At 41.1% G+C, this 23,083-nt stretch carries 21 protein-coding genes; 13 read left to right on the plus strand and 8 right to left on the minus strand.

Translation table 11 applies throughout. The annotated features are described in order from the left end of the window. Positions 1 to 94 precede the first annotated feature (94 nt). Positions 95 to 1,291 (plus strand): aspartate aminotransferase family protein, encoded by a 1,197-nt coding sequence (locus tag P2W82_RS11750; protein WP_336516079.1) that lies wholly within the window; start codon positions 95 to 97, stop codon positions 1,289 to 1,291. Positions 1,292 to 1,295: 4 nt separating this feature from the next. Here the strand turns inward: P2W82_RS11750 and P2W82_RS11755 are convergent, their stop codons facing one another. The 5 genes from P2W82_RS11755 to P2W82_RS11775 all read right to left on the minus strand — a co-directional run bounded on the left by P2W82_RS11755 (position 1,296) and on the right by P2W82_RS11775 (position 8,686). Next, positions 1,296 to 2,309 carry a phosphotriesterase family protein gene (locus P2W82_RS11755; protein ID WP_336516080.1) on the minus strand — a complete coding sequence of 338 codons (1,014 nt, stop codon included), beginning with the start codon at positions 2,307 to 2,309 and terminating at the stop codon, positions 1,296 to 1,298. Between the two features lie 18 nt (positions 2,310 to 2,327). Next, positions 2,328 to 4,823 (minus strand): DUF5686 family protein, encoded by a 2,496-nt coding sequence (locus P2W82_RS11760; RefSeq protein WP_336516081.1) that lies wholly within the window; start codon positions 4,821 to 4,823, stop codon positions 2,328 to 2,330. A 135-nt stretch (positions 4,824 to 4,958) separates the two neighbouring features. Beyond that, on the minus strand, positions 4,959 to 7,781 hold the full coding sequence (gene carB, locus P2W82_RS11765; RefSeq protein WP_336516082.1) for a carbamoyl-phosphate synthase large subunit: 2,823 nt from the start codon (positions 7,779 to 7,781) through the stop codon (positions 4,959 to 4,961). A 216-nt stretch (positions 7,782 to 7,997) separates the two neighbouring features. Next, positions 7,998 to 8,168, minus strand: coding sequence for a hypothetical protein (locus tag P2W82_RS11770; RefSeq protein WP_336516083.1), 171 nt, complete (start codon positions 8,166 to 8,168; stop codon positions 7,998 to 8,000). A 221-nt stretch (positions 8,169 to 8,389) separates the two neighbouring features. Further along, on the minus strand, positions 8,390 to 8,686 hold the full coding sequence (locus P2W82_RS11775; protein WP_336516084.1) for a hypothetical protein: 297 nt from the start codon (positions 8,684 to 8,686) through the stop codon (positions 8,390 to 8,392). A gap of 63 nt (positions 8,687 to 8,749) precedes the next feature. Between P2W82_RS11775 and P2W82_RS11780 the strand changes: the two genes are divergently transcribed. Together P2W82_RS11780 and bcp are read left to right on the plus strand one after the other, a co-directional pair. Continuing rightward, positions 8,750 to 10,432: a M23 family metallopeptidase gene (locus P2W82_RS11780; protein WP_336516085.1), complete on the plus strand. Its 1,683-nt coding sequence runs from the start codon at positions 8,750 to 8,752 to the stop codon at positions 10,430 to 10,432. Positions 10,433 to 10,458: 26 nt separating this feature from the next. Further along, positions 10,459 to 10,935 carry a thioredoxin-dependent thiol peroxidase gene (gene bcp / locus P2W82_RS11785; RefSeq protein ID WP_336516086.1) on the plus strand — a complete coding sequence of 159 codons (477 nt, stop codon included), beginning with the start codon at positions 10,459 to 10,461 and terminating at the stop codon, positions 10,933 to 10,935. Here the strand turns inward: bcp and P2W82_RS11790 are convergent. Then, positions 10,932 to 12,119 carry a BamA/TamA family outer membrane protein gene (locus P2W82_RS11790; protein ID WP_336516087.1) on the minus strand — a complete coding sequence of 396 codons (1,188 nt, stop codon included), beginning with the start codon at positions 12,117 to 12,119 and terminating at the stop codon, positions 10,932 to 10,934. The genes bcp and P2W82_RS11790 overlap by 4 nt on opposite strands. Before the next feature lie 205 nt (positions 12,120 to 12,324). Here P2W82_RS11790 and P2W82_RS11795 point away from each other — a divergent pair, with 205 nt between their 5' ends. The 4 genes from P2W82_RS11795 (at position 12,325) to P2W82_RS11810 (ending at position 16,246) form a co-directional block, all read left to right on the plus strand. Continuing rightward, the gene (locus P2W82_RS11795; RefSeq protein ID WP_336516088.1) at positions 12,325 to 12,627 is read left to right on the plus strand and encodes an eCIS core domain-containing protein; all 303 of its coding nucleotides are present in this window, start codon (positions 12,325 to 12,327) and stop codon (positions 12,625 to 12,627) included. Between the two features lie 901 nt (positions 12,628 to 13,528). Further along, the gene (locus P2W82_RS11800; RefSeq protein ID WP_336516089.1) at positions 13,529 to 14,113 is read left to right on the plus strand and encodes a DUF502 domain-containing protein; all 585 of its coding nucleotides are present in this window, start codon (positions 13,529 to 13,531) and stop codon (positions 14,111 to 14,113) included. Positions 14,114 to 14,173: 60 nt separating this feature from the next. Then, positions 14,174 to 15,370, plus strand: a complete 1,197-nt coding sequence (locus P2W82_RS11805) for a BamA/TamA family outer membrane protein (RefSeq protein ID WP_336516090.1) — start codon at positions 14,174 to 14,176, stop codon at positions 15,368 to 15,370. Between the two features lie 75 nt (positions 15,371 to 15,445). Further along, a complete protein-coding gene (locus P2W82_RS11810; protein WP_336516091.1) occupies positions 15,446 to 16,246 on the plus strand; it encodes a DUF2490 domain-containing protein in 801 nt (266 codons plus the stop codon). Positions 16,247 to 16,332: 86 nt separating this feature from the next. On the opposite strand, the gene P2W82_RS11815 is transcribed toward P2W82_RS11810, so the two are convergent. Together P2W82_RS11815 and P2W82_RS11820 are read right to left on the minus strand one after the other, a co-directional pair. After that, entirely contained in the window at positions 16,333 to 16,851 is a 519-nt protein-coding gene (locus tag P2W82_RS11815) for a hypothetical protein (protein WP_336516092.1), read from the minus strand. Between the two features lie 18 nt (positions 16,852 to 16,869). Further along, positions 16,870 to 17,613 carry a biotin--[acetyl-CoA-carboxylase] ligase gene (locus P2W82_RS11820; RefSeq protein ID WP_336516093.1) on the minus strand — a complete coding sequence of 248 codons (744 nt, stop codon included), beginning with the start codon at positions 17,611 to 17,613 and terminating at the stop codon, positions 16,870 to 16,872. 161 nt (positions 17,614 to 17,774) lie between these two features. Here P2W82_RS11820 and rsfS point away from each other — a divergent pair, with 161 nt between their 5' ends. The 6 genes from rsfS (at position 17,775) to P2W82_RS11850 (ending at position 23,079) form a co-directional block, all read left to right on the plus strand. Beyond that, positions 17,775 to 18,206, plus strand: a complete 432-nt coding sequence (rsfS, locus tag P2W82_RS11825) for a ribosome silencing factor (RefSeq protein ID WP_336516094.1) — start codon at positions 17,775 to 17,777, stop codon at positions 18,204 to 18,206. Between the two features lie 49 nt (positions 18,207 to 18,255). Beyond that, positions 18,256 to 20,343, plus strand: a complete 2,088-nt coding sequence (ftsH, locus tag P2W82_RS11830; protein WP_336516095.1) for an ATP-dependent zinc metalloprotease FtsH — start codon at positions 18,256 to 18,258, stop codon at positions 20,341 to 20,343. After that, positions 20,343 to 20,984, plus strand: coding sequence for a LutC/YkgG family protein (locus tag P2W82_RS11835; RefSeq protein ID WP_336516096.1), 642 nt, complete (start codon positions 20,343 to 20,345; stop codon positions 20,982 to 20,984). The genes ftsH and P2W82_RS11835 overlap by 1 nt, the downstream gene beginning before the upstream one ends. 10 nt (positions 20,985 to 20,994) lie before the next feature. After that, complete coding sequence (locus tag P2W82_RS11840) at positions 20,995 to 21,456, plus strand: pyridoxamine 5'-phosphate oxidase family protein (RefSeq protein WP_336516097.1); 462 nt, start codon at positions 20,995 to 20,997, stop codon at positions 21,454 to 21,456. Positions 21,457 to 21,517: 61 nt separating this feature from the next. Beyond that, positions 21,518 to 22,276, plus strand: a complete 759-nt coding sequence (locus P2W82_RS11845; protein WP_336516098.1) for a UDP-2,3-diacylglucosamine diphosphatase — start codon at positions 21,518 to 21,520, stop codon at positions 22,274 to 22,276. Next, on the plus strand, positions 22,273 to 23,079 hold the full coding sequence (locus P2W82_RS11850) for a hypothetical protein (RefSeq protein ID WP_336516099.1): 807 nt from the start codon (positions 22,273 to 22,275) through the stop codon (positions 23,077 to 23,079). Before P2W82_RS11845 ends, P2W82_RS11850 begins: the two co-directional genes overlap by 4 nt. Positions 23,080 to 23,083: the final 4 nt, after the last annotated feature.

A 23,083-nucleotide genomic window follows, 5' to 3' on the forward strand; every position in this document is an offset into this window, starting at 1 on the left:
AAGGCTAACTAATACCTGGCACTTAAAGCCTTCAACTTTCAACTTTAAACTCCTGCTCACTGCTTACTTCTTACTACTTACTTACCTTTACTTCATGCATCTAAGGCAAATTTTTTTACAGCATGTTGCACAAACATCTCCGGCACCGATCGGTATTGAAATAGTTAAAGGAGAAGGCTGTACACTTTGGGATGCCGACGGAAAAGAATACATAGATCTCATCGGTGGAATCAGTGTTTGTAATATCGGCCATCGTCATCCGGAAGTTGTCAATGCTATAAAAGAGCAGGCAGATAAATATCTTCATCTTCTCGTTTACGGTGAGATTATTCAGTCGCCGCAGGTGAGGTATGCAAAACGTATTGCTGATTTATTACCCGAAAATCTCCGCTCTGTTTATTTTACTAACTCAGGTGCTGAGGCTGTAGAAGGCGCGATGAAACTTGCCAAACGCGTTACCGGTCGAACCCAGATGATTTCCTTCAAAAACTCTTATCACGGATCTACCCAGGGAGCTTTAAGTATAATGGGTGATGAGTATTGGAGAAATGCTTTCAGGCCATTACTTCCAGGCATTAGCCGATACCGTTATAATGATTTCGGTATGATCGAGGAAATCAATACAGACATAGCATGTGTCATTGCTGAGACTGTCCAGGCGGAGCAGGGCGTAAACATTCCTGATAAAGAATGGTTACAGGCTTTAAGGGCCAGGTGTTCAGAGACAGGTGCACTGCTGATATTTGATGAAATACAGGCTGGGTTTGGACGCACTGGATCCTTGTGGGCTTTTGAACAATTTGATGTAGTGCCGGATATATTGCTGCTTGGAAAAGCACTGGGTGCAGGAATGCCGTTAGGAGCTTTTGTGAGTTCTTTCGAGAAGATGCAATCACTAATTTCAAATCCAGTGCTCGGGCATATTACAACATTTGGTGGTCATCCGGTGTCGTGCGCGGCGGGCCTTGCAGGTCTTAATGTTCTTGTAGAATCAGACCTGATTTCAACAGTGAAAGCGAAGGCAGAACTCTTCAGAAAGTATTTACAACATCCATCAATTGTTGCATTAAGAACGGCGGGACTGCTTATGGCCGCGGAATTTCAAAAAGCAAAAATCTGCCAGGAAGTAATATCAGAGTGTATCAGGCATGGCGTGCTGACCGATTGGTTTTTATTCGCTCCTCACTGTTTGCGAATTGCGCCGCCACTCACCATTTCATCATCTGAAATTGAAAACGCGTGTCAGATTATCAGGACCTGCTGCGATAAAGTTCAGAATGAATTAAACTAACTGCTTAGGATACACGAAATGCTTCTGCTGGATTTCTTTCTGTAAGGGTTTTGATATCCAGATCTGTAAATCCATCCTTTCTCAATGCGGGCAGAAAATGCGTAAAGAAATCCATATAATTTCTGAATTTCCCTCCTTTTTCCTGGCCGACATTATACCAGCCTGCATCCTGTGAAACGAGTACACGATGAAGTAGATTTTCAGATTTCATCTTTTTTAACCTGGTTATATATTCATCTACATTTTTGCTGCTGATCCCGTCAAAAGAAATCCATGCTCCACGTTTCGCTAATTGAATATGATATGTTAAGTCAGTTTCATTCTGTGCATGTATCCAGATCCACTTTTTTGGAGGTACTCCGTTTTTCTCAAGTATTTCCAGTTCTTTCAACGCCGGCTCACCACCTTTCCCGGTATGAATACCAATCGTTAAACCTGTTGCTTTGTATGTAAAGGCTGCAGCGTTGATTATTTTTTCTATGGACTCAGTAAATGGCAACCCGTCCAATCCCAGTTTCATAAATCCCGGACGAATATTCGTGCCATCGATTCCGGATTGGCTTTCCTTAATCCAGGCCGCAGCAACTTCTTTGGCTGTCATTTTCTTTATGCTATCCGGAAGAAATTTTTCTGAGGCCGCACCATAGAAACCTGTATTGGTAATAATATTCAAACCGGTTGCATTGGAAAGACGTTGAAGAATTCGTACATCACGACCAAGCAAGGACGGTGTACAATCGATGAAAGTTTTACAACCTGCATTTTTTATTTCATTCAGGTAAGGAAGAGCAATATCAAACACTTCATCCGGATTGTATGCTTTTCCGGTACTTACATTTGCTCCTGCAAAATCAACCATAACATGTTCATGAACCAGCGTCATTCCCATTTGCGATGGTTCAATCGGACCATTCACTGTAAAGATTCTTCCTTGTGAGTTAAGAGCAACCGCAGAAAGATCCAAGCCAGTTGCCAGAGCCGCCATTGAGCCCTGCAAAATGAATTGTCGCCTGTGCATACAACAGAATTTTATTAACTAGAATGACAAACGGAAGCTGCCAAAAACTCCGAAGCGCTTATATTTTTCCTCGGGCAAAGGTTGAGGAAGAACCCGCCAAACCAGATCAAGTCGCAGGAAACGAAGGATATTATCTACACCTGTTCCAATTTCAAGATATGGTTTGCCATCAAGACTAACGAAAGGATTGCCGTTCTGGATATTCAGCGCCTTATTTTCAGCACTGAGATCGCCCCAGAGCAATTTAGCATTCCAGAACTGTCGCCATTTCAGGTACCTGTTTACAGGAAATAAACGAAATATACCACTACCAAAATTGTGCTCGACATTTATTCCTGCATATCTGTCCATTATATATTCATACCTGTTCATCAGGTTGAATGCATACTTGTTGTAATAGTAAATTTCGTTACCTGGTGCGATGGATAGTAACATGTATGGTAATGTTCCATATACTTTTCCCGCATAGAGATTGTAGTAAATGTTTCCAAACGGCGGCAGTTTTTGATAATCGCTGATATTGATATTTACCTTCGTGTATTTGTACCCACTGTTTAATATACCAGGAATCCCCTGCACAATCCGTATCTCAGTAATCGGGAAATCACTTCCAAGGCTTGTTCTGAAAAATGCATTTTCAAGATATTGCTCAAGGTATGCAAACCTGAATTTGACTGATGCTTCAAAACTATTAAAGATGTCGCCGCCATTTTCGGGTGAAGGATATGAGGCCTTCCCAGGAAGATTATGAACAGGATTAAATAGTCTCCTGTTTGCACCTAATGTAACAGAAAACCCACTCTTCCATTCTTTGAAATATTCAAGCTGAAGTTGTTTGATTTTAATAAGCTTGATGGGAACCTCGCCTTTTCTGAAGGTCACTGCAAAAATGTTGTCGTAACCTACTTCATCATAATAAGTCTGCCCATAGTCCATATCGTTTTTATATAGAAAATGAATATGGCTTCTGGGGTTTTTGTTGAGCATGTAAAGAGTTTCGAACTTGCCTTTGAGAACCTTGTCTTTAAAGCCATAAGCCAGGTAACCTGCAAAATACCATTTGCGGCTAAAGTTGCGGTTAGTGCCGAGATCAAAACGAACGCGCGTACCTTCATAAACGTTCCCGCTCACCCAATTATACCACGGACCTATCTGGTAATTGCCAATGTTTTTATAGCCGGTAGCGATAAAGTTAATCGTCTCACGGAAACGCTCAAACGCCGGCATTTTTAGTAACGTATCCGCTGTTTTGTAAAAATTAACTTCATTTTTGCTCAAAGTATCATGCCTGTTTTCCGACCAGAAACTATCCGGTCGTTCCATCGCATCTTTCGCAAGTGTTATCGATTCCCGATACTTTTCATTGGCTAATATCCCGGTTACTGCAGAGTCATTGATTTTTATATTCTTGTACGTTGTTGTCTTACGGCCAATGAAGTACATCGGTGGCAAAGCCTTCACTGCAAGATCCACTACGAACTTATCTTTTGAAAGAAACCAGATGGAATCATTTACAAGGGAATATTCCTGAACAAGACTGAGTTTTTCAATGAAATTGACATTCGCGCCCGGTGAAACCTGCAGATTCATTTTTTGTACTGCATATGTCGAGTCCGCAATCCACGCATCACCCTGGAATGTATTTCCTCCCTTTCTTTTTGGATAGAACACAAAATGGAAATATCTTTTGCCTGCAACAAACTGTGTATCGGGAACTTTGTAAGTATAGTACGCGTCGCCGTTGTCACTGATCGGACTGACAAAATTGAGATCGAAAACCGGAATGAAATTTTTGTAAACGTTTACATTCTGGTACATCCCTCCCAGTAATCTCGAAAAACTTTCATTCTTTACACCGATTGTTTTTGTGCCATGAACGTCTTCATGCGTTTTTTTCGGATTTGACTGGAAATAATAATCTGAGATCGATTCTGTGAGGTATACGGGAAGAAACGGATGATCTTCTGAAACAGAGTCGATATTATTCAAAATAAATTTGAAAGATTTGGGTGGGAAGATCCCTTTTTGTAGTTTTTCTTTTTTGACCTTATTGAGATCAATTTCCAGCTTGTTATAAAGTTCATAGGAGAAATTGTCAAAACTTCTTCTGTCATTAAATGGTTTGTTTTTTACAATTCGTCTCCAAAGCAAAAGACCCCGATTAATTTTCCCACGGACTATTACTTCGGTCGTTGCCTTGCCTCTTTCCATTGCAATCAAAAGAGTCAACTCCTTCTGGCTGGTATCCAGGAAAACCAACTTGTCCTGAAACCCCGCGTAAGTAACGATTAATGTATCTGAAGGCCAGTGTGTAAGTACAAACTGAAAATTTCCAGATGAATCACTAAGCTTACCAATCCCTGAATTTTTAAATTGAATTGATGCAAAGGGAATAGCCTCGTCGCTATGGGTATCCTTTATAAATCCATGCAGGCGGACTTGTCCGTATGAAAGGCCGCTGAAGAGCGTAAGAACGAATAATAAAAATAGCCTGGCTGAAATGGCCTTTCGCATAGTCTGCAAAAATACAAATCAATCCAGCCCTTTCCACCTGCTATTTGATAAAATTGGTGTTCCGGTGTATGATTGATCTGTTGTATCTCAGAACCGTGAAATAGTATCGGGCTCTTTCAAAAAATATGTTAATCTTTATTTGCTAAGGTGCATGCTACGCTCCTTATAAAGAGTTCTGAAATATGGATCCCGCAGGTCTTTGATAAACCTGATGGCTTCTCCTGTCGACTTCATTTCTGGTCCGAGTTCTTTACTTACTCCAGGAAATTTATCAAAACTGAATACAGGTTCTTTTATCGCAAACCCCTCAAGTTTTTTCTCGAAAGTGAAATCGGTGATCTTATGCGTACCCATCATTATTTTGGTGGCAATATTCAGATACGGTATCTGATATGCCTTCGCAATAAATGGCGTTGTGCGTGACGCACGCGGATTCGCTTCGATTACGAAAACCTGGCCGTTCTTTACAGCAAACTGGATATTGATCAGACCGCGAATATTTAATGAACGTGCGATCTTCTCAGCATAATATTCCATCGTCGTAACTTCCAAAGGAGTAAGATTGAAAGCAGGTAAAACTGCATTACTGTCGCCACTATGGATACCCGCAGGTTCAATGTGTTCCATCACCCCCATCACATGGAAATTCTCTCCATCAAAAATGGCATCGATTTCAGCTTCCTGGCAACGATCCAGGAAGTGATCAATCAGGATTTTATTTCCAGGAAGGTGCTTTAACAAACTCACTACGGCTTTTTCCAGTTCGTCATCATTGATCACGATGCGCATGCGCTGACCTCCAAGTACGTATGAAGGACGAACAAGCACGGGATACTGAACTTCTTTTGCAACTTCTACAGCGTCGTCCACATTATATGCGGTACCATATTTCGGGTAGGGTATACCGAGATCTTTCAGCATATCGCTAAATCGTCCGCGGTCTTCGGCAATATCCATATTATCGTAGGATGTTCCGATAATCGGAATACCCAGTTCATGAATTTTTGCTGAAAGTTTTAATGCTGTCTGACCACCCAACTGAACAATGATACCATCCGGTTTTTCGAGATCAATGATCTCACGAAGATGTTCCCAGAATACCGGCTCGAAGTATAGTTTATCGGCGATATCAAAATCAGTTGAAACGGTCTCTGGATTACAGTTTACCATGATTGCTTCATATCCTTCCTCACGAATGGCCAGCAATCCATGCACACAACAATAATCGAATTCAATACCCTGGCCGATCCTGTTTGGTCCCGAGCCGAGAACAATGATTTTTTTCTTATCGCTGACCTTGCTTTCGTTGTATCCGCTGGATTCAAAGCTGCTGTAGAAATAAGGAGTCTTTGCTTCAAATTCTGCTGAGCAGGTATCCACCATTTTATAAACTCGCCTGATTCCTGCTGCTTTTCTTTTCTGATAGAGATCTTCTTCATCACCATTCTGCATGATGCGACAGATCTGCTCATCACTGAATCCCATGGTCTTTGCCTTCCGGAGGAGATCAAGAGGAAGTGTGGCTAGTTTGTATTTTGCTATTTCTTTTTCGGTATCAACAATCTTCTTTATTTCATAAATAAACCAGCGGTCAATCAGGGTAGCCTGTACAATAGTCTTAACACTGATTCCCATCATCAGCGCATCCTTGATCCTGAATATCCTGTCCCACTTGGGTGTTTTAAGATATTCAACGATTTCGTCAGCATGCATCAGACTTTTGCCGTAGTAACCCAACCCTACTGCATTATTCTCCAGGCTCTGACATGCTTTCTGAACTGCTTCGGTAAAGCTTCTGCCGATCGCCATCACTTCACCAACTGATTTCATCTGCAAACCCAGCGTATCGTTGGCGCCTTTGAACTTATCAAAGTTCCAGCGCGGGATTTTTACGATAACATAGTCAAGTGCAGGTTCAAAATAGGCTGATGTTGTTTTTGTGATCTGATTTTTTAATTCATCAAGAGTGAATCCGAGAGCGAGTTTCGCCGCAATTTTCGCAATAGGGTAACCAGTCGCTTTTGACGCAAGGGCAGAAGAACGGCTGACGCGTGGATTGATTTCGATCGCGATGATTCCTTCCGTTTCCGGATTAAGTGCGAACTGTACATTACAGCCACCTGCAAAATTCCCAAGGTTACGCATCATGCTGATCGCAGTGTTGCGCATCAACTGGAAGGCGGTATCACTCAAAGTCATCGCCGGGGCCACAGTGATTGAATCACCAGTATGAATGCCCATCGGATCAAAATTCTCCACCGTACAGATGATAGCTACATTATCATTCGAATCACGCAGGAGTTCAAGTTCGAATTCCTTCCAACCCAAAACTGCTTTTTCAACAAGAACCTCATGTATCGGTGAAGCAGATAAACCACGGTTCAGCGCTTCGTCCAGCTGATCTTTACTGTGTACAAAGCCACCGCCGGTTCCGCCAAGTGTAAACGAAGGCCTGATTACCAGCGGAAATCCGATATCCTGGGCGAACTCTTTCCCTTCCAGGAACGAGTTGGCAGTTTTAGCCGGTGCAACAGGTATATTCATCTGGATCATCCACTGCCTGAACTTTTCGCGATCCTCCGCTTTTTCAATTGCTTTAATATCCACACCAATCAACCTCACATTATATTTCTCCCAAATGCCAAGTTCTTCAGCCTCCTTTGCAAGATTGAGGGCTGTCTGTCCACCCATTGTTGGAAGAACTGCATCAATATTATTTTCTTCCAGAATTTTCTCAATGCTTTCTACTGTCAGAGGCAGGAGATAAACCCTGTCGGCCATCATAGGATCTGTCATGATCGTAGCAGGGTTGCTATTGATCAGGATTACGCTAACACCCTCTTCCCTGAGACTTCTTGCTGCTTGTGATCCCGAATAGTCAAATTCGCAAGCTTGTCCGACAATGATAGGGCCTGATCCAATAATGAGTACCGTTTTGATCGATTTGTCCTGGGGCATATTTATTTGTAATTGACCGGTGAAATGAGAAATCCGGGCATAAAAAAACCGGGATTTTTCCCGGGGGGCAAAGGTAGTAGATCAAGCGGATTTCTCCATAATATATTTGAACGAGACGGTCAGAAGAATCGGTAAAATGGGGTAGGGGACATATTTGTATAAACAACGAAAGCCGGGCGTTAACCCAGCTGGTTGGACCTGTATTTTTAGTCGTGTCTAATTGCTGTGATACGCTGAAATTTCAAATTCATCAAGCAATATTACCCTTTGACGTGCTTCTTTGTTTTTCTGATCGGGTACGACCTTGTTAGATTTTGCTTTCGCAAAACCAGTAACGCTTAGCAGTGTCATCCATAAAATCGCCAATTTGTGCACCAATTTCTTCATAACCTTCCGATTTATTCATTCTACATATTTCTGAGACAATCAGAACATGCCAAATGTTGTACCAGATTTCAAAATAATTGATACTACTAAGTGGGTATTTTATAAAGGGATGTTAAGAAAAAATGAAGCCATAAAAATGGGGTGAAAATATTCCGCTTTTTGAATAGAAATTTCAAACTCGGCCACAAAATATATTATGCCAGCCTTTTAATCGCGAGCGATCAGACTGTCTTCTCTCCACCCTGCGATTTTTTTCCGAAAAGGTCATTGAACATTGATTCGACGTCGCCGAAATTTTCTTTGAATGCTTTGCTTCCTTTGGTTTTCAATTCTTCGAAATAATCTTTTGCTTTATCGGCAGTTGACTCTGCTTCGTCTTTGAATGATTTTGCTTTTGCTTTGAGATCCGCGATCAGTTTTTCTTTTTCTTCGTCCGTCATTGTATAATACTTATGTGCGGCAAGTGCTGCAGCGGCTCCCAGAAGAAATGTTGCGATGTGTTTTGCTCCTACGCTCATAAAATGAATTTTTTATACCCGTTTCGGCGGGTAGTTTTGTAGTTAAGTCACAAAAACCATACGATGAGGTTGGCAACCCTGCTATTTTTTTCTTTTTCATTTTTTGTTTCCCGATCCCAGACAGTTTATCCCAAAGGCTATTTCCGTTATCCGCTTGACATTGCTCCAAAGCTCAACGCCAATTTTGGCGAAATGAGACCGAATCATTTTCATATGGGGCTTGATCTCAGTACGGAGCGCCGGGAGAATCTTCCGATTTACTCCGCTGCTGATGGTTATATCGCCAGAATAAAAATTGAACCTGGCGGCTTTGGAAATGCGATTTATATCAACCATCCCAATGGATTTACCACATTATATGCACACATGAATGATTTTATGCCTGAGCTACAGGCATTTTTAAAACAAATTCAATACGCGAGGGAAAGCTGGGATACCGATACTACATTTATTTCAACCAGGTTCCCGGTCAAAAAAGGTCAGTTTATCGGATACAGTGGTAACACCGGCGGGTCACAGGGTCCGCATGTTCACTTTGAGATAAGGGAAACAAATAATGAAAAATGTGTAAATCCCCTGTTGTTTGGTTTTAATATTCCGGACAATGTAGCTCCGGATCTTCGTTTACTCGCCGTGTATGACAGAAATCAGAGTATATATGAACAATATCCACAGCAATTCAGTTTAAAAAAGGTTGCAGGCTTTTATCAGCCCTCAGGTGTAATTACAGTTTCCTCCGACAGGTTCTTTATTGCACTCCAGGCCACAGACCGGATGAGCGGAGTTCCCAATGCAAATGGAATTTATAGTATAAAGGTTTTTGAAAACGAAGTCGAAAGGGGTGGTTTTGCAATCGAGAAAGTTGGATATGAGGAAACAAGATATCTGAATGCACATATAGACTATCGGATAAAAACTGCGGGCGGACCTTATCTTCAGCAGACTTTCCCGTTACCTGGCGATAAATTGGGTATATATTATAATGATCAGCACGAAATTTTGTTGACAGATACGCTTGTACATCAATTTCGGTTAGAGGTGAGGGATGCCTATGGAAATCTTTCTGAAGCCATGTTCCGGATCAAAAGAAGTTCGATTCCAAAAAATGTGCTTCCAAAAACCGGGCAGTTAATGAAGGCTAATGAGATGAATATTTTCGAGAATGACCAGGTACAACTTGTAATTCCGGAAAAAGGTTTGTACGATTCTATCTATTTCAGGTATGGGACTTCGCCTTCAACAGCACAGCTGGCTTATTCGGTAACTCAGCAATTGCATCAGCCATCGACACCCAACCAGGAATATTTTACTTTAAGACTAAAGGCCGACAAAAGCATACCCTATCATCTCAGGGATAAATTGATTGTCCTTCGACAATATGGCTCTTCTCAATCTGTGGCAAAAGCATTCTGGGAACTGGGATGGTACAGGTCGAAATTCCGTGACTTTGGTAATTTTCAATTGGTTGCTGATGATCTTCCGCCGTTGATCACCACACCAGGTTTGGTCGAAGGGGCTAATCTTTCTAAAGCGACACGAATAGTCGTGGGTGTTAAGGATAACTACAATATGATCAATAGTTTCAGAGCCGAACTTGATGGCAAATGGTTGATGTTCTCCCAGCGGGGTAATACATTTACTTATAAGTTTGATGAGTATTGCGGGTCCGGATCGCATGAACTTAAAATCAGTGTGCGTGATGAAGCAGGAAATCTTTCTGAAAAAATTATTCATTTTACCAGGTGATTCAGCACCTTTTCAATTACAAAAACATGGTTTCACTAAAGCCCGGAGATAAGGCACCCTTATTTGTTTCAACAGATCACCTGGGAAACGAAATTGATCTGAAAGAGCTCAGAGGTAAAAAAGTTATCCTCTATTTTTATCCCGAAAATGATACCCCTACCTGTACGGAACAGGCTTGCAATCTGCGTGATAATTTTGGTACATTGAAAGATCACAATTTCATTGTCATTGGCGTGAGTCCTGATGATTCAGAAAGCCACAAAAAGTTTCAATCCAAATTCCATCTTCCTTTTCCGATGATTGCAGATACGGATAAGAAAATCATGAAAAAATATGGAGTTTGGGGCGAAAAGCAGATGTTTGGACACAAGTTCATGGGAGTACACAGGAGGACCTTTATAATAGATGAGAAGGGCATCATCAGGAAAATCTTTCTCCGCCCCAAAGTTCGTCAGCATGCAGAAGAAATTCTAAAGCTCGGAATCCAGGCAGTTAAAAATTAGAATACTTCGTTCAGCCCGAAAAATATACCGCTTTTACCGTCAAGTCCTATTCCGTAATCAAAGCAGAGGTTGGATCGGGTCCTTTTATTAATAAGTAAACGAAGTCCTGCTCCGGCGGAAGGTGAAATGCGATCAAAAAGCGAATATTGACCTTCAAGGCTTACAGTTTGCATGTTGATAAACGCTACTCCACTCAGGAGCTTTCGTCTCGTAATGGGAAAACGGTATTCAGATTCCAGGTAGAAATAGTCGTTTCCCCTGAACCGGCCCATAGCATATGCTCTTCCGCTACGATTATAAAGATCAAGGCCTGTTGCCGGGAGAGCCAGGAAAGGCAGGTCCCCGGAAATATTTAAAGCAGTGAGATTCCAGAAAGCAAGGACGTGTTCGGGATTTCTATTCGAAAGACTGATATATTTCCGGATGTCCGTAAAGAACATAGATTGGTTCTTTGCGCTGCCGAGCCAGGTTGTATTAAACCTCACCCATAAATCGATGAACCACCCGGAGTAGGCGCGAAGTGGATGCTCCTGTGTGTGATAAAGTAAAGCCAACATGAACCCACTGGTCGCATATTTCGAAGTATCGAATCCTTTTGTAACACTGTAATTATAGTGGGGGGTTAATTGATTTTCCGGAACATTGAGTTTTTCATCATCAATTTTTCTATAAAGTTCAAAAGCTACACCAGCGCCGCCATAAAAATGACCTGCAATCTGGCGGTACACCCGGTGATTGAATTTCAGTGCGCCGTATTTAACGGGGTAAATATCATCTTCGTTGAGGGGTTTAAATGTTTCCGTGATCAATTGGGCAATTTGCGTATTGCCAAGCCAGTAATATTTGTTTTTACCAAAGAAAATATTCTGCCTCAATTGCAAATTGATATTTTTTTTGGTGGAATAAAATGAATTGAAGAAAACGCTGCTGGTTCGATTGTTTGTATCTCGCATGGCATGAAAAACGCCGGTTACATTAACTCCTACCGTGAATCCGAAAGTCGGATTAAAGCCCACTGCGGGAAGAATAGCAAAACGGGGCGGGTTCTTCTTTTCAGGTTTTCCGAAAATGTGCCGCAGAATCGTTAAAACATCAACTGTATCTTTTGAAGGAGTGCTGTCCTGAGCTGTAATCTTAGAAACTGGGTACAGAAATAAAAAAACAGCGATCCACCATTTATGCATAAACAATGATAAACTAATTTTCTAATTAGATATAAAAGCCGGGCCTCCATATAGTTAGAGAAGCAAGCGATGAAATGGTAGGCTTTGAAAAAAGCTGTGGGCGTTTCTCTACAATTTTGGCTAAAAAGGTAAATTTTATGGCTAAATCGGCTCACCTTGAGGAATTTTTTCATTTATGGCATAGTCATTGTGACCTAGAAAAGCCATGGAGGCTCTGCAGGTAAACATAAAAGAAAATTCCTGGCTGGCTAAGCTGGCTGCCTGGAAACTGGGTGTAGACAACGTCGCACTTACTTTGGGTACTACCATACATCTGCATAAGGCCAGTGCCGAAGTGTTGATTAATGATGAGCGCTGGGTTCGCCATGAACTCAAACATGTAGAGCAATTCATCAAATACGGTTATTTCAAGTTCATTTTTTTATATGTTATGGAGAGTCTCCGGAAGGGGTACGAAAATAACAGGTTCGAAGTCGAAGCAAGGGAAGCTGAGCTTGTCCGTTGCTGACGTTGATTTTTGATTTGCAATCTAAGTTCCAATTCCTTTAATAACCTACACCTACCGACCAATACCCGTTTAAACTCCCAATCCTATTTTCAGATATCCAATAGCTATTGATCCCGTAGATCCAATTTCCTAAAAACCAACGCTTACCAAACCACTATCCATTTAAACCCCCTGATCCTACCTTTCTATTCCATAGTAGCCAATACCTGAAATAACCTTTGTTACATCTGATATTTTAAAAAACCAACGCTTACCAAACCACTATCCATTTAAACCCCCTGATCCTACCTTTCTATCCCATAGTAGCCAATACCTGAAATAACCTTGTTACATCTGATATTCTAAAAAACCGAAGGCTTACCAAACCACTATCCATGTAAACCCCCTGATCCTACCTTTCTATGTCATAGTAGCCAATACCGGAAATATCATTGTTACATCTGATATTCTAAAAAACCGAAGGCTTACCAAACCACTATCCATGTAAACCCCCTGATCCTCTTTTCCTTTTTGGTAATCTCTACTTAGTGTTAACACCTTCCTTTTCTCACGGATTTGTTGGATCTGCTTTTCTGCCCCAATAGAGTCAAATCCATTATTTCAATTTTCCTTCTCTTATTATAACGCCACATCATCTTTTAGAACTGATTCTATTGGTAAAAATTTCACCGTAAAATCAGTTAAACCGGCGTCCACCGACAGCCGGCTGATGATTTCATTATATTATTGCCCATAGTAGCTGAGATAATTTGAATAATTCAAAACGGCAGCCCGGCGAAATTGGACAATTTATTTTCATATTCCTGTACAGATACATTGCTGATAACGATAACGGGTACCTGATAAACCGTAATCAGTTTCCAGGCCTGGAACAAAAAAATTATTAACTAAAACTGTGTTTATGAAATATTTCCTGCAGTTTTTAAGAAATACGTTTACTGGTGGAATTCTGTTTTTACTACCCTTGATTTTAATCATTGTGCTTCTCAAAAAAGCTGTTGATTTTCTTGGAAAAATAGCAGATCCATTCGATGACCGATTGCCCGCAAATATTATTTTTGGTTTATCGGGCAGGACATTGCTGGGAGTAATCATTTTAATTATTTTTTGTTTTATTGCCGGGCTGATTTTCCGGGCGGCTTTTTTTCAACGAATTGTCTCGCAGCTTGAAGAAAAGGTACTGGTATATCTTCCAGGCTATTCCTTATTGAAATCTGTTGCGGCGGATATATTGCATGCCGATGCAAAAAGATCGATGAAACCGGTGTTTGTGAAAGAGGAAGATTCATTTACTATCGCCTTCCTTGTAGATGAGGATGCCCAGGGATGGTCAACAATTTTTGTACCTGAGGCCCCACGGTTTGACTCCGGTGAAGTAAGAATTGTCAAAACTGAAACCATCGTCAAACCAGATGTTCCGAGTAGTGATTTAACGAAAAGTCTCAGGGCATACGGATATGGGTCTTCCAAATGGCTGAAATCCTGAGACTGCCTAATGTGCTGCTCATGAAAAATAAACTATGATCCTATCCGGAAAGGAGCTGCAATGAATAAACTTCTTTTCATTCTTATTTTATGCCTGGTCCAGACCTTTTCTACAGACGCCCAGGAGCGGGACAGCATCACCTTCCGAACTCAGAAGGACGTTATCGATATTCTCAGGAATATCTTCAACCTGGATAAAAAGAAATTTGATTCCACCCGCTTGAATAGAAAGGTCCAGTTTTCATTTGTTCCTTCTGCTGCCACTGCGCCTGGAGGTGGCCGGGCGATAGTAACTGCATTCAATGCTGCATTTTTCCTGGGAGACCAGAGTACCACTTCACTTTCTGCAGTCACATTTACACCCTGGTTCACTTTTGATGGGAAGTTTGTGCTTCCATTCCGAAACATGATCTGGTTACCGAATGATTTTTTATTCTGGAGAGGAGACACACGCTTTATGGTGTATCCACAATACACCTGGGGTTTAGGGGGAAGAAACGACAAAGAAAATAAGGCATTATTGAATTATAATTACCTGCGGTTTAATCACAGCCTTCTTAAGAAAGTAGGACGCTTCTTTTTCCTGGGTGCTGGCTATAATGTCGACTATCATTTTAATGTCAGACTGGACGGAGACTCAACCGATATTACTGACATCCCTATTTTCGATTATGAACTCAAAAAGCAATCGGTTTCGACAGGTCCGCAATTCAACATAATGATTGATACAAGAAAAAACTCCATCAATCCGTCGGATGGGTTTTATTTCCAGGCTGATTATCGTTTTAATATTAAATCACTAGGAAGTACTACAGATTGGCAATCAATTTATATTGATGTAAGAAAATATATTCCTTTCGAAAAAAAACGACAAAATCTGCTTGCACTCTGGGCTTATTACTGGTCGGTAGTAAGTGGTAATGCTCCATACCTCGATCTTCCCAGTATTGGTTGGGATCCATCCAATAAATCCGGCCGCGGGTTTCAGCAAAACAGGTATAAGAGCAGGCATCTGGTCAATGGGGAAATTGAGTACAGAAGGGATATTACTAAAAACGGTTTATGGGGATTTGTGTTGTTCGCGAATCTTAACGCTGTTTCTGAATATTATGGTGGTCATTTCACCTATTGGCATCCTGCCGGGGGCGCGGGAGTTCGCATAAAATTCAATAAAATCTCCCGATCCAATATTGCAGTGGATTTTGGAATGAGCAAAGATTACATGGGAGTATACTTAAGTCTTGGTGAATTTTTCTAAATTATTATTACTGGAATTTATTCGGCAAATAGAATTTCCGATATTCCTGAATTTGCATATGTTACCTGATCTTCGATGAGACTTAAAAGATTAACCCGGATATTATGCCCAGGAATTGGCATTGTTGTCTTTTTCCTGATATTGTCCATTTACGGCACAGCACAAACGAATTCATATTCTCAGTTCTGGAATGAATTTGCTTTTACACGGGCCTTTAAAGGCAAATGGGTAGGCGAACTGGATCTTGGACAAACATGGAGTAGTACACCTGAAAATAGCAATCCATTTTATGTGAATTCCCAGCTCTATGTGCGCTCCTGGATCCACTTTTACGCCACGTCAAGATGGAAATTTTCTGCATTTTTCAGCTATTATTATAATCGTGCGGTTCCGGAATTAAGCCAGAAGCGCTTACCTGAATTAAGGATGGCTTACCAGGCAACATATTACTTTCATAAAGTTGGATATACCCTCCTTGGCAGGTTAAGAATTGAAGACAGAAAGCTCCGTACCGAAGAAAATATCTGGGAGGCTTTATATCGTTTCAGGACACAGATAAAATTTGTAAAACCTATCAACGGCAAGGCAATCAGAAAAGGTGTCGTCTATGCCATCGCATCAGATGAGCTTTATTTCAAAACCGGCGCATTTATTTCGGGAACTCAGTTTTTCGACCGCAACCGCTTGACGGCGGGTGCCGGATATGCATTTAATGATGATATCCAGCTGGAAGTTACTTACGTTAATGAATACCTGCCCCGCGATGGCACCGATGAAATGTATCACGCCTTCCAGGTAAATGTTTCAATTAATAATTTTTTCCCCAACATAAAAAAGAAATTGTTTAACAGAAATGAACCTTTGGATCACGAGTAGTCTTTGAGAAATCGGGGGAACAAAGAAAAAATAATTGATAGTCGCTTGTTAGAAAGTCCAGTAAACCCGTTTGAGTAAAACTGCATTCAAAATTTATTCTTTGTGTTCTTAAAGCAATCAAGTTGCTCGCGGAGTGCTTCTTTATGCAAACGAAATATGTAATTATTAAATCCCTCTCCCAGGTCCAGTTTAACTTCTTTTACTTCGTGAGTTCTGAAGTCCGGAAGATTCTTCGCATCGAACATGTATACAGCAGCAAATGAAGAATCCTTATCATAATAATATGTATCAAATAACTTCAGCGTATACGCGGTGTTGTTAGTTAAGGTTATGACAAGGTCAGATTTGATTTTTATATTTTTTGATTTTTCTGGAAATGGAAGGGGTTTCAAACTAAGAAAATAGTGTTCTTTATCGGTTACAAGATTTCCGGATAGCTGAAAATCCTTTGTTTTATAGAATAGTAAAGTTTCCGCATGATAATACATGGTTCCATCCGGCAGTACTTTTTCCACTACATTACATTGCGCAGTGGCCGGATTTCCTCCAAGCAACGCACAAATCAAAAAGAGTAACCTGCCCATACTTTTATTTACATTTTCCATGTTGAATTTTTTGCTTAGCTAACTCAAAATCCATTCTGCAGTTCCAAACTGGATAATTTCTTCCCGTTCGCCAACGAGCACGAGGTTTCCTGCATTGTCCACCCGGTCAAATATTCCTTTAATGACCAGTCCATCTTTTCTGAATTTTATTTGTTGACCCCTTTTAAAAAGTATCTGGTTGTATTCGGCGTTCAATTCATCAGTATTTCCCATGTTCAATTGATTCACCCGGTTTGATAGTTCACTACATAGGGAATGGGCCAATTCAACAGTATTAAAAATTTTTCCTGTGATCTGGAGAAGAGAAACAGGGTTTCGCAATTCCGGATCAAAAGAAGCCTGGTTAATGTTAATACCGATACCGATCACAGCCATATCCCAAAGGCTGTTTCTAATGATATTTTCAATCAAAATACCCCCTGCCTTTCTGTCACGCCAATAAATATCATTAGGCCATTTGATGGCCGTTTCGTCACCAGCAAAAATTTTGAAGAAATCATAACAAGCCAGAGCGGTAGCACAACTCAGAAGGAATTGTTTACCCGGATCAGAGAATGGAGCATTGATTACCGCACTCATCATCAGATTCTTGCCGGGCTCTGAAGTCCATTTCCGATTGCGTTGACCTTTTCCGGAGGTCTGCTCATGGGCAAAATAGACCGTTCCTGGTGTTGCCAATCGGGCATGGGCCTGTTGCATGGCATAAATGTTGGTACTGTCGACCCTGGGTAGTTCAATAAAAGGTTTGCCAATGATGTTCATGCCGCCGTACGGGAATAAATTCTTATTTTTGAGCAATTTATTAAGAATAATTCCTGAATTAAAGCAAAATGACGATTCAGGCGTCTATTAAGAGATTACTACACCCGATAAATAAAAACTTTACTACGACTTTCAATATCGAAAATTTAAACAGAAACCATTTGACATCATTACCAGCATTGGCTACCCGGGCAAAAAGCGGTAGCCGCCTTACCCGGAGTAGCAAAATTCTGAAAGTCATTACCAAAGCCATTCTCGATAAAAAAGGTGAACATGTCGTGTCCCTTGATCTTCGAAAAATCCCCGAAGCGGTAGCAGATTTTTTTATTATCTGCGAGGCGAGTTCTACAACACAGGTAAAGGCAATTGCGGATAATGTGGAAGTGGAGGTAAAGAATGAATGCGGCGAGACGGCATTTCATCATGAAGGTCATAATGCGCTGCAGTGGGTACTCGTAGATTATGTTAATGTTGTAGTACACGTTTTTCAATCTGAGACAAGGAAATTTTATCAGCTGGAGGAAATGTGGAGTGATGCTGCAATTGAAGATCTGGAGGAGAAACCAGCCCCTATTAAAAAAAGAGTTCACTGAACAAACACACAGAATTAATCATTACATTGTAAATCAAGCGTGAATCAGAATGTCACAGGAAGAATATAAAAAGAATCCATCCAGGTTCCCGGGAATGAACCGGAACCAGGGAAACGGCGATGAAAAAAATCAAAAGAAAGGGCCAAGATTTAGTATCTATTGGATTTATGCATTAGTTGCCATTTTTCTGATCGGTTACCAGGTTTTGCGTGGCGTTACACCTGATGCCACAAATATTACAGAGCTGAAGTTCAGGCAGGATATGCTGTCCCAGAACGATGTTGTCAAAATTGAACCTGTAAAAAATAAGGATCTCGTTAGGGTATACATTAACAAGCAAGCCCTGGAAAAGCCGGTGTATCGTGACCTGTTGGGCGACAAATGGAATTATGTATATAATTCAAAAGGTCCGCACTTCCAGTTCAGGTATTCTAAAGTAGACGAGTATCAGCAGATTCTTAATAAATACTTCCAGGATAATCCAAATATTACTCCGGTTGCTGTTGATCCGATTACTGATCCGGAATTTTTCTCGCCAATCATCAATTTCCTTTTCCCGCTATTGATGTTCGCATTGCTGTTTGTTTTAATGATGCGTAAGGTGGGCGGCCCGGGTGGCGGCGGCGGTCCTGGGGGAATTTTCAATATTGGTAAATCCAAAGCTCAGCTTTTTGATAAAGGCACAAAAGTCAATATCACTTTCGCCGATGTTGCCGGACTCGATGAAGCCAAACAGGAAGTGATGGAAATCGTGGATTTCCTGAAAAATCCGAAGAAATATACTGCTCTTGGAGGTAAGATTCCAAAAGGAGCATTGCTTGTGGGTCCTCCGGGCACCGGTAAAACTCTCCTTGCTAAAGCAATGGCAGGTGAAGCACAGGTACCTTTTTTCTCTATGTCTGGCTCCGATTTCGTGGAATTGTTCGTAGGTGTGGGTGCGAGCCGCGTTCGCGACTTGTTCAAACAAGCACGCGAAAAAGCACCTTGTATTATTTTCATCGATGAAATTGATGCTATCGGCCGTGCCCGTGGTAAGAACATGATGGTGAGTAATGATGAAAGAGAGAACACATTGAACCAGCTTCTCGTTGAGATGGATGGTTTTGGTGGTGATAGCGGAATTATCATTCTTGCTGCTACCAACCGGCCAGATGTTCTAGACAGCGCGCTTCTTCGTCCGGGTCGTTTCGATCGCCAGATCAGTATCGACAAACCGGATCTCAAAGGAAGAGAAGCTATATTCTATGTACATCTGAAAGCCATCAAGACTTCCGATAAACTGAATATCCATAAGCTTGCGGAACAGACTCCGGGTTTTGCTGGAGCTGACATTGCGAATGTGTGCAACGAAGCAGCACTGATCGCGGCCCGTAAGGAAAAGAACATGGTGGAGATGGATGATTTCCAGGATGCGATTGATCGTGTGATCGGAGGTTTGGAAAAAAAGAACAAGATCATTTCACCTGAAGAGAAAAAAATCATTGCATATCACGAAGCCGGTCACGCAGTATGCGGATGGTATCTTGAGCATGCTTATCCGTTATTGAAGGTAACTATTGTTCCACGTGGTGTTGCTGCTCTTGGATATGCTCAGTATACTCCCAAAGAACAATACCTGTACGATACAGAGCAGTTGATGGACCAGATGTGTATGACGCTTGGTGGTCGTGCAAGTGAAGACATTTTCTTCGGAAAGATTTCTACCGGCGCACAGAATGATTTGCAGCAGGTAACGAAACTTTCTTATGCAATGGTTACTGTTTATGGTATGAACAGTAAAGTGGGTAATGTGAGTTTTTATGATCCTCAGCAGGAAACCATGTTTACCAAACCATACAGTGAAGAAACAGGTAAGCTCATCGATAATGAAGTAAGAAAACTGGTAGATGAAGCATTCAACAAAACCAGGGAATTGCTTCTTTCGAAAAAAGATAAGGTAGAGAAGATTGCGCTTGCTTTACTCGATCGCGAAGTATTGCACCAACAGGATGTTGAAGATCTGATTGGCAAACGTCCTTTCGGTGAAAAGAAAATTTTTGCTGATGATGATCTGAATCTTGCACCGGGTGGCAATGGAGAAGTAAATACACCTTCCGAATTGAGTGGTCCGAACCCTGCAGTTCCAAATAACAGCTAGTGGATTCGCAGAAATCTAGAGAGAATATTTTAAAGAAAATACGCAAGGCACTGCAACAGTCGGTGCCTTTGCCTTTTCCGGAAGCAGACGGAGAGTTACATGCTTTTCCTGCACCAAAAGATGATCTGGCGGTGATCTTTGGAGAACAGTTTACCAAACTCACAGGAAGATTCATCTACTGCCCCGATGAAGCAGAAGGTATGAGATCTATAGTTGAACTGATCAGACAAAGAGAATGGAAAGAGGTGTATTCAGTTGAAGAAAATTTAAAATCGATATTTGAAAAAAATGGATTCAATTCATTTTCTGAAAAATCGATCGCTGAGTCTGATGCGTCAATAACAACCTGTGAAACACTGGTCGCCAGAACCGGATCAATGGTGTTAAGCGCTGCACTTACTGAAGGAAGAACAGCCAGTGTTTACTCACCTGTACATATTTGCATCGCATATACTTCTCAACTGGTCTTTGATATAAAAGATGCCATCCGGTTCTTGCAAAAAAAATATGGTAATGATTTGCCATCATTGATCAGTTTTGCAACAGGTCCGAGCCGCACAGCTGATATTGAAAAAACACTTGTTGTCGGCGTTCATGGTCCGAAAGAAGTGTTTTGTATATTGATTGAAGATCTTCAATAAACACAACTTCATGATCAACGATGAAGTAAAAGAATATATTGAATCAAGCGTATTGTGTTGGCTGGCTACATGTGACAGCAAGGGAATTCCCAATGTCTCTCCAAAAGAAATGTTTACTTACTTAGATGAAAATAAACTGATCATCGCGCACATCGCATCTCCAAACACCGTTCGGAATATCAGAGAGAATCCGAAAGTTTGTGTGAGCTTCGTTGATGTGTTTGTGCAGAAGGGATTCAAGTTAATGGGTGTTGCAAGGTTGGTTAAGAAAAACAATGACGAGTTTATTGCGATGTTGAAAAAACTAACCGATATCTATTCTGAAAAATTTCCGGTGAAAGCAATAATTGAAATCACCGTAAACAAAGCAGACAGGATTGTGGCACCAAGCTACTTTCTTTTTCCGGATACAACATCAGAAGAAAATCAGATTGAAGCCGCCTATAAAACATACGGCATCAAAGCAATTTGAGTTTCATATAGTCGTTTGATTCTCTATAGATTAGAACAGTAACTACTGAGTATATTTGTCTATGCATATTCCGCCAGGGAAAAAAGTTTATTTCCTTTCTGATTTTCACCTTGGTCTTCCCGATCATGGGACCAGTCTTGCGCGGGAAAAAAAGATAGTTCGCTTCCTCAATATGGCCAGTGCTGATGCTGCGATGATCTTTATCGTTGGTGATCTATTTGATTTCTGGTACGAGTACAGAAAAGTTGTACCCAAGGGATTTGTACGCATACTTGGGAAAATGGCAGAAATTTCAGATGCTGGAATTCCAATTCATTTTTTTGTAGGCAATCATGATATGTGGATGAATGGATATTTTGAACAGGAAATGAATATTCCTGTCTTCCATGAACCACAATCTTATGAATTCAATTCGAAAAAGTTTCTCGTAGGTCATGGCGATGGACTAGGTCCGGGTGATCATGGATATAAATTTTTGAAAAAGATTTTCAGAAATCCGGTTTGTCAGACTTTATTCGGAATACTCCCACCGGTGATCGGAATGAGTATTGCGAGAAGTTCCAGTGTGAAAAGTCGTGCAGCGACAGGTGTTAAAGATGATCGCTTTCTTGGTGAGGAAAATGAATGGTTAATTCAGTACTCGAAAGAAGTTTTGAAAACTGATTTCTATGATTATTTCATTTTTGGGCACAGGCATCTGCCGATTGATTTTCAGGTGACTGAAAAGAGTCGATATGTCAATCTTGGTGATTGGATTCAATACGACAGTTACGCAGTTTTCGATGGACAATTGTTGGAGCTAAAATATTATAAAGAGTGAAAATCATTTTCATATTTGCGGGATGCTTTCTATTTACAGTTGCCAATGCGCAACAGGATTCTTCTTTTCGTGTATCCCGTAAAGTTGTTGGCGATTTCGTTTCATTTACTGCCGATAATCTTGGAAATCTTTATTTGATTTCTGTACAGAATCAACTAAAAAAACTGAACCCTAAAGGCGACTCCATGGGGGTTTTTAATGATGTAAAGAAATACGGAAAATTGTATTCGATTGATGCCACCAACCCGCTGAAAACCGTTTTGTTTTATCGTGACTTCAGAACGATCCTGGCGCTTGACAGGCTGATGAGTGTGGTGAATATCATTGACTTGAGAAAGAGGGGCATTTTCCAGGTAAGAGCAGTTGCCCTTGCTTACGATAATAATTTCTGGGTTTTCGATGAACAGGAAAGTAAGCTAAAAAGACTTGATGAAGAAGGTAAACTGATCAGTGAGACCGCAGATCTCCGGCTTGTATTCGGAGAAGCCATCATACCCGTACGGATGTTCGATCAGAACCGTTTTGTGTGGCTTTATGATCCTGCAAAAGGAATGTTCATTTTTGACTACTACGGCGCGTTAAAAAATAAACTTCCCTTACTTAACTGGACCGATGTACAGGTGGTCGGCAGCACTATTTTCGGGATGAAAGATGGTAAGTTACTGGTATATGAAACGGGCACTTTGCAGCTGAAGGAAACCGATCTGCCTCCCTTCATTTCATCAGCGGATACGATCCAGATTTCTCCCCTGGGTATATATGTACTATCACCCGGAGAATTGCGTTTGTACATTCAGAAATAAGGTT

The organism is Pollutibacter soli, from assembly GCA_029269725.1.
Lineage (GTDB): Bacteria > Bacteroidota > Bacteroidia > Chitinophagales > Chitinophagaceae > Pollutibacter > Pollutibacter soli.

Excerpts from the sequence above, each read along its gene's own strand:
- P2W82_RS11750 (WP_336516079.1), top strand. The coding sequence starts at position 95 with ATGCATCTAAGGCAAATTTTTTTACAGCATGTTGCACAAACATCTCCG.
- P2W82_RS11755 (WP_336516080.1), bottom strand. The coding sequence starts at position 2,309 with ATGCACAGGCGACAATTCATTTTGCAGGGCTCAATGGCGGCTCTGGCA.
- P2W82_RS11760 (WP_336516081.1), bottom strand. The coding sequence starts at position 4,823 with ATGCGAAAGGCCATTTCAGCCAGGCTATTTTTATTATTCGTTCTTACG.
- carB (WP_336516082.1), bottom strand. The coding sequence starts at position 7,781 with ATGCCCCAGGACAAATCGATCAAAACGGTACTCATTATTGGATCAGGC.
- P2W82_RS11770 (WP_336516083.1), bottom strand. The coding sequence starts at position 8,168 with ATGAAGAAATTGGTGCACAAATTGGCGATTTTATGGATGACACTGCTA.
- P2W82_RS11775 (WP_336516084.1), bottom strand. The coding sequence starts at position 8,686 with ATGAGCGTAGGAGCAAAACACATCGCAACATTTCTTCTGGGAGCCGCT.
- P2W82_RS11780 (WP_336516085.1), top strand. The coding sequence starts at position 8,750 with ATGAGGTTGGCAACCCTGCTATTTTTTTCTTTTTCATTTTTTGTTTCC.
- bcp (WP_336516086.1), top strand. The coding sequence starts at position 10,459 with ATGGTTTCACTAAAGCCCGGAGATAAGGCACCCTTATTTGTTTCAACA.
- P2W82_RS11790 (WP_336516087.1), bottom strand. The coding sequence starts at position 12,119 with ATGCATAAATGGTGGATCGCTGTTTTTTTATTTCTGTACCCAGTTTCT.
- P2W82_RS11795 (WP_336516088.1), top strand. The coding sequence starts at position 12,325 with ATGGAGGCTCTGCAGGTAAACATAAAAGAAAATTCCTGGCTGGCTAAG.
- P2W82_RS11800 (WP_336516089.1), top strand. The coding sequence starts at position 13,529 with ATGAAATATTTCCTGCAGTTTTTAAGAAATACGTTTACTGGTGGAATT.
- P2W82_RS11805 (WP_336516090.1), top strand. The coding sequence starts at position 14,174 with ATGAATAAACTTCTTTTCATTCTTATTTTATGCCTGGTCCAGACCTTT.
- P2W82_RS11810 (WP_336516091.1), top strand. The coding sequence starts at position 15,446 with ATGAGACTTAAAAGATTAACCCGGATATTATGCCCAGGAATTGGCATT.
- P2W82_RS11815 (WP_336516092.1), bottom strand. The coding sequence starts at position 16,851 with ATGGAAAATGTAAATAAAAGTATGGGCAGGTTACTCTTTTTGATTTGT.
- P2W82_RS11820 (WP_336516093.1), bottom strand. The coding sequence starts at position 17,613 with ATGAACATCATTGGCAAACCTTTTATTGAACTACCCAGGGTCGACAGT.
- ftsH (WP_336516095.1), top strand. The coding sequence starts at position 18,256 with ATGTCACAGGAAGAATATAAAAAGAATCCATCCAGGTTCCCGGGAATG.
- P2W82_RS11840 (WP_336516097.1), top strand. The coding sequence starts at position 20,995 with ATGATCAACGATGAAGTAAAAGAATATATTGAATCAAGCGTATTGTGT.
- P2W82_RS11845 (WP_336516098.1), top strand. The coding sequence starts at position 21,518 with ATGCATATTCCGCCAGGGAAAAAAGTTTATTTCCTTTCTGATTTTCAC.